The 6,280-nt window shown below is 39.2% G+C and carries 5 protein-coding genes; all 5 read left to right on the top strand.

Going from position 1 to position 6,280, the window contains the following annotated elements; all coding sequences use genetic code 11:
• Window positions 1–209: 209 nt before the first annotated feature.
• The 5 genes from yycF (at window position 210) to EKM61_RS11030 (ending at window position 6,056) form a co-directional block, all read left to right on the top strand.
• Window positions 210–923, top strand: coding sequence for a response regulator YycF (gene yycF / locus EKM61_RS11010; protein ID WP_068279467.1), 714 nt, complete (start codon window positions 210–212; stop codon window positions 921–923).
• 191 nt (window positions 924–1,114) lie between these two features.
• The gene (walK, locus tag EKM61_RS11015; protein ID WP_068225903.1) at window positions 1,115–3,007 is read left to right on the top strand and encodes a cell wall metabolism sensor histidine kinase WalK; all 1,893 of its coding nucleotides are present in this window, start codon (window positions 1,115–1,117) and stop codon (window positions 3,005–3,007) included.
• Entirely contained in the window at window positions 2,997–4,325 is a 1,329-nt protein-coding gene (locus tag EKM61_RS11020) for a YycH family regulatory protein (protein WP_068225902.1), read from the top strand. Before walK ends, EKM61_RS11020 begins: the two co-directional genes overlap by 11 nt.
• The gene (locus tag EKM61_RS11025) at window positions 4,326–5,153 is read left to right on the top strand and encodes a two-component system regulatory protein YycI (protein ID WP_068225901.1); all 828 of its coding nucleotides are present in this window, start codon (window positions 4,326–4,328) and stop codon (window positions 5,151–5,153) included.
• Window positions 5,154–5,243: 90 nt separating this feature from the next.
• Window positions 5,244–6,056: an MBL fold metallo-hydrolase gene (locus tag EKM61_RS11030; RefSeq protein ID WP_068225900.1), complete on the top strand. Its 813-nt coding sequence runs from the start codon at window positions 5,244–5,246 to the stop codon at window positions 6,054–6,056.
• Window positions 6,057–6,280 lie beyond the last annotated feature (224 nt).

Genomic DNA, 6,280 nt, shown 5'->3' on the forward strand with positions numbered 1-6,280 from the left:
AGCTAAATGGTTAAATTAATTAAAATATGCCCTGTGATACCAAGGGATCAGTCTGTCTTCATACTTTCAAGTTTCAGTTATAAAATTACGTTAGCGTTTTAATTGGTAAGCGATAAGCACACAAAGGTAAAATTTAACGCCTATTTTGCCAAGACTTACCTGAATGGTTATAATTGTAACCGAAGCGCATCCAAGGAGGATACCCACACATGGCAAAAAAAATTCTAGTCGTTGACGATGAAAAACCGATTTCTGATATTGTTAAATTTAATTTGACTAAAGAAGGTTATGATGTTGTTACGGCATATGATGGTGAAGAAGCTTTAGAAAAAGTAAGTGAAGAAAATCCTGATTTAATTATACTCGATCTAATGTTACCTAAGATTGATGGCTTGGAGGTTGCGCGTGAAGTCCGGAAAGATCATGATATGCCAATTATCATGTTAACGGCCAAGGACTCTGAGATTGATAAAGTATTAGGCTTGGAGATGGGCGCCGATGATTACGTAACTAAACCCTTCTCTAATCGCGAACTTGTTGCCCGAGTTAAGGCTAATCTACGCCGTCAAGGAACGATTAATAATGCTCAACAACAAGAAAATGATGAAAATAACGAAATTCAGATTGGTGATTTAACTATTCACCCTGATGCATATATTGTTTCTAAGCGTGGGGACAAAATTGAGTTAACCCACCGTGAATTTGAGTTACTACATTATTTAGCGCAACACATTGGCCAAGTCATGACGCGTGAACATTTACTCCAAACAGTTTGGGGCTACGATTACTTTGGTGATGTTCGGACGGTTGACGTTACAGTACGACGTTTACGTGAAAAAATCGAGGATAACCCAAGTCATCCAGAATGGTTAGTTACCCGTCGTGGTGTAGGCTACTATTTGCGAAACCCAGAAGCGGAATAGAGCCATATGCACTATTAGAAATAGCATCGCACTAGCAATGTGTTGCACTAATGCTTTTTACAGTATAGCCAATAAGCAGTACAAGAAAATTGTACTGCTTATCGTATATTGTCGTGGTGTTACAGCGGCTAATTAGCGTAAAAATTATTTTATATTTATTGGGCAACAGAAAGTCAGATTAAGGATTCATTATGAATAAAAAAATCCATTTTTTTCAATCAATTAATTTTAAAATTGCACTGGTATTTATTCTGCTGCTGATGGTAACCTTGGAAATCATTGGGGCTTATTTTGTCAAACAGTTAGAACAACAGAATATTCAAACTTTTAAACAACAGGTTCAAACACCAGCTTACGTGAATAACCAATTGGCAGATGACTTATTGAAGACGGATGCAACTTCGGCCAACAAAGAGATCGGCAATGTTTTAGCGGACCTTAATAATTCCGCCGATATTCGCGTTGTTGATAGTAAAGGTATTATTCGTGGTACTAGTGATGTCAACGATCAAGGTGAAGTTGGCCAAAAAACGCCTGATAGTGACGTTAAGAACGTCCTCTATAATAATCGTTCGTACGAAACGTTGTCCTATGATAAAAAGAACCAAGCAAGCTATTACGTCACGATCGTTCCGTTAATTAATCCTAGCGGCGATAGTAATAGCGTGGTTGGTGCTATTTACGTACGCGCCAATATGGAAAGTGTGTATAAGGGGATTAATAGCATTACCATTATCTTTTTGACGGCTTCGTTAGTGGCGGCGCTTTTCTCTTCAGTAATTGCAATTGTGATTAGTCGTGCGATTACACGGCCAATTGATGAGATGAAAAAACAGGCTATTCGAATGGCCCGTGGTGATTATTCAGGGCAGGTTCGAATTTACGGGCAGGATGAATTAGGACAATTAGCTGTAGCCGTTAATAATTTGTCAGTTCGGGTTGAAGAAGCACAGGAGGCCTCAGAAGCAGAGCGTCGTCGTTTGGACTCGGTTTTATCACATATGACCGATGGTGTTATTTCAACGGATCGGCGGGGAAACGTGATCATTATTAATGAGGCGGCAGCTGATTTCCTTGATGTTGACGATAGCGCTGTGATTGGTCAATCAATTTTACAGATTTTAAAAATTGGGAACGATCACACTATTCGAGACTTATTGGAAAACCAAACGGAATTAATGTTAGATTTTTCTAGTCACGAACATGATTTAATCCTACACGCCGAATTTTCTTTGATTCAACGTGAAACTGGGTTTATTTCGGGGATCGTTTGTGTTTTACATGATGTCACGGAACAACAAAAGGATGAGCGCGAACGGCGGCAGTTTGTTTCCAACGTTTCTCATGAATTACGGACGCCGTTAACTTCAATGCGTAGCTATCTAGAGGCCTTAACGGATGGTGCCTGGAAGGATCCTAAGGTTGCGCCAGACTTCCTACACGTAACGCAGGAAGAGACAGACCGAATGATCCGGATGATTAATGATCTGTTGAGCCTGTCCCGAATGGATTCCGGGACCGTCAAAATGGATATGGAGTTAGTTAACCTTAATGAGTTATTTAATTACGTGCTCAATCGGTTTGATATGATGATTAAGGCAGATACGAGTGCCGCGGACAATAATCGAACTGAGGCTAGAAATTTACCGGCCAACAAAAAATATTCGATTAAACGTGAATTCACTAAACGTGACTTATGGGTTGAAATCGACACCGATAAATTTATGCAGGTTATCGATAATATTATGAATAATGCGATTAAATACTCACCTGATGGCGGTGTTGTGACTTGCCGTTTACTGGAAACCAACAATCACGTTATTTTGAGTATCTCTGATCAAGGTTTAGGTATTCCTAAGAAGGATTTACCACACGTCTTTGACCGCTTTTACCGGGTAGATAAGGCACGCTCTCGGGCCCAAGGTGGTACTGGTCTTGGACTAGCAATTTCTAAGGAAGTTGTTGAGGCCCTTAATGGCCGTATCTGGGTAGACAGTGAGGAAGGTAAAGGCTCAACGTTCTATATTTCTCTGTCATATCAACCTTACGATGAAGAGGAGGATGATCTCTGGGATGAAAATTAAAAATCTAATCCTGCGCGTGAGTTTGTCCGTCCTGATCGTAATCAGTATTATTCTTTCAGGGTTAATTTGGACTAATAATGCACGTTTTCAACGGAATACGACTGACGTTACGCCCCAACAAACCCAACTGGATACTAAAAATTTAGCGGCCGTTTATCTTCCAACCCAAATTATGGCCACAACTAAACAAGGGCAAAAAAATCTAATTTATAATAAAAAAGAAAATTTAATTGATACTTTACGTAGTGATGTTAAAAAATGGCGTTTTGGTCGCCCTACAACCGTTAAATTGACGGCCAAGCAGTACCTTAAGCTCATTAACCGGGGTAATATGCTTAGTATTAATTATCCAAGTAACGTTTCTTACTCAATTTTTGGCCAAACTTTTGGTCAGAAAGTTAGCCAGCAGGACCGCAATAAGAATTTTAACCGATTATTGATCCCCTTAGGCAAAAAAGGGGTTGTTTACCTCTTAAGTGACCGGCAAACGCACGGATACCGCGTTAAAGTAAGTAAACAGAATTTAGCGGTTTTGAAAAAAGCAATCAATAAGGCAACTGTAAAAATGCCAATTAATGAGCAATTAATGAATAAGCGGCCACAAATTTTTTACGAACAATCGGTTCAAGTGGCGCAGTATAGTTACTTACTCAATAAGCAAAATCCAACCGATTTTGTTACTGCTTTACTGGATGGTAAATCGCCTAATTCAGTTGACTCTAAAGAGGTTGGCGATAGCACAATTTATAATGATGGTACTTATAAGAGTCTTCAGGTTAACCATAAAAACGGTACGATTAATTTCGAAGATTATTCCACCAGCAATACAGCTAAAAACACAACGAGTATCTTAACCGACAGTTTTCGTGAACTATCAAATTTAGGGAATACACCAGTTAACATGCGTTATTTCTATTACAATCCACAAGATCGAACCGTCGTTTACCGTAGCTATGTTGAGGGCTTTCCGGTCTTTAACCAAACCAACTTTGGCACGGTTAAGGTTCAGCTGATGGCAACTGGGAATAAGCTAGATTTTTCAGTTTATTCGTTGCAAGTACCACTGCCTTCGGACAAGCAAGCAGTAACGCTACCAACAACTCAAAATATGTTGGATCAGCTACAAAATGCCGGTTATAACTTAACGGATGTTAAAACCGTTCAACTGGGTTATCATTGGCAAGTTAATCACTCATCGGATTCGGTGATTGATCTGACTCCTACTTACTACATTAACTATAACGGTAGTTGGTTGAGTTTAAGTCAAATGCTGAATACCGATCAGAATGAAGATAGCTCTAGTGAGGAGGCGAATTAATTGGATTTCAAACGAATTGAGATTATTTTTCTAGTTGTCTTTGCTTGTTTGGATATTTTTTTATTCGTCTCTTACCAGCAAAATCAAAATATTGAGATGATTGATTCTAGCGTCTCACGTAATACAACAATTAAACGGGAAATGAGTAATGATCAAGTTACCACACCGCATTTATCGAGTAAGACCTACACGGGGTATTACTTAGCTAGTAAACCTAACCGAACGTTGCAAGAGCAAAGTGAGCGTTTAACCGGACAACGAGTGACATTTAATGACAATCGTTTATACGGTCACTTTTACAACTCAATTTCAGCGCGCTCGAATCTGCGCTTAATTAATCAATTAAAAGAAATTATGAAAAATGAACACCAGATTCTGCATGGTGATCAGTACCGTTACTCAAGGGAATTTTCAACCGCAGATCGACTTGTTTTTACACAGAAAATCTCTGAAGGGGATCTTTATGACGAGGCCGGCGAGCTGGTATTTCAGGTGAACGATAATCATCAAGTTACTAATTATCAACAAACCTATATTAATCGGCTAACAACCTTACAGGAAAAAGAACAGACGATTAGTGCTAAGCAGGCCGTTCAAGATCTCTATACGGATAATGAAATTTCTTCTGGAGCAACGATTAAGTGGACCAGTGTTGGCTATTCGCGTTTATTAGACGTTAACAATAGTAGTGTTTACATTCCGGCGTGGTTTATTGCCATTGAAAATAAAAACTCTGGTAATATTCAGATTAAACGGATTAACGCCTTTACTGGTGCTTTAATGAAGAATAACAACGATAATAGTTTGGCAACTACCGCCTCTAATTAAGCGCGCTTGATCTCTGGAAAAGTGCATTTGGCCAATTTTCATGGTAGAATGCGGTAGATGAGTTTAACGGACAAAAGGAGATCACAATAGATGGACAACAAGGATGATCAATTGAAGGTCAGTATCTTAAGTAGTGGTAGTACAGGCAATGTAACTTACATTGAGACACCACAACGTAAAATTCTGGTAGATGCTGGTTTGAGTGGTAAAAAGATCGAAAACTTGATGAAAAACATCGGTCGTGATCTAACTGAGGTCGATGATCTGTTGGTTACCCATGAACACACTGACCATATCAAGAGTGTTGGTGTGTTGGCGCGGCGCTATCATAATTTAAATATTTATGCGAATAAGCTTACTTGGCAGGCCATGTTACCCAAGATTGGTAAGGTTCCAGAAAACCAACAACAAATTTTTGATACGGGTAGCTTTAAAGAGCTTGGTGATTTAGACGTGCAAAGCTTTGGGGTTTCCCATGATGCTGTCGATCCACAGTTTTATGAATTTCAACACGCCGGCAAGACCTTTGTTATTTTAACGGATACCGGCTATGTGTCAGAACGACTCAGTGCTGAAATTAATGATGCTGACGCCTATTTGTTTGAATGTAATCATGATGTTGAAATGTTGCGCATGGGCCTGTATCCTTGGCCACTCAAGCAACGAATTCTTGGCGATAAAGGGCACCTTAGTAATGAGGCCGGTGCGGATGGTTTAATGAGCGTCATTGGCAACCGAACAAAAAAGGTTTTCCTAGGACATCGTAGTTTGCACAATAACATGAAGGAACTCTGTCACTTAACCGTTTCTTCCATGTTAAAAGAACACGATTATGGTGTTGATCATGATTTTAAATTGTATGATACCGAACCCGATGATGCTTCACCACTAATGATAATTTAAGTTAAATAATTATAGTCTTCTAAACCCCTAAATTTGCGATAAACTTTGGCTCTCTGTCAAATCCTGTTGATAGCCAATTTTACAGCGTTAGAAGTTAGGCAACTTCTAATGCTGTTTTTTTATTTGGTTTGGTGCGCATTTGTTGTAGTTTGATCCGTGAAACTAAATGGTGATAGTTACGAAAACCAAAAGCCGTTCGCTGGATCTGTTTGATCATACGATTG

Origin of the sequence: Loigolactobacillus backii (genome assembly GCF_003946275.1) — a bacterium.
Taxonomy (GTDB): domain Bacteria; phylum Bacillota; class Bacilli; order Lactobacillales; family Lactobacillaceae; genus Loigolactobacillus; species Loigolactobacillus backii.

Coding starts and splice junctions, on each gene's coding strand:
- walK (WP_068225903.1), top strand. CDS start 1,115: ATGAATAAAAAAATCCATTTTTTTCAATCAATTAATTTTAAAATTGCA.
- EKM61_RS11020 (WP_068225902.1), top strand. CDS start 2,997: ATGAAAATTAAAAATCTAATCCTGCGCGTGAGTTTGTCCGTCCTGATC.
- yycF (WP_068279467.1), top strand. CDS start 210: ATGGCAAAAAAAATTCTAGTCGTTGACGATGAAAAACCGATTTCTGAT.
- EKM61_RS11030 (WP_068225900.1), top strand. CDS start 5,244: ATGGACAACAAGGATGATCAATTGAAGGTCAGTATCTTAAGTAGTGGT.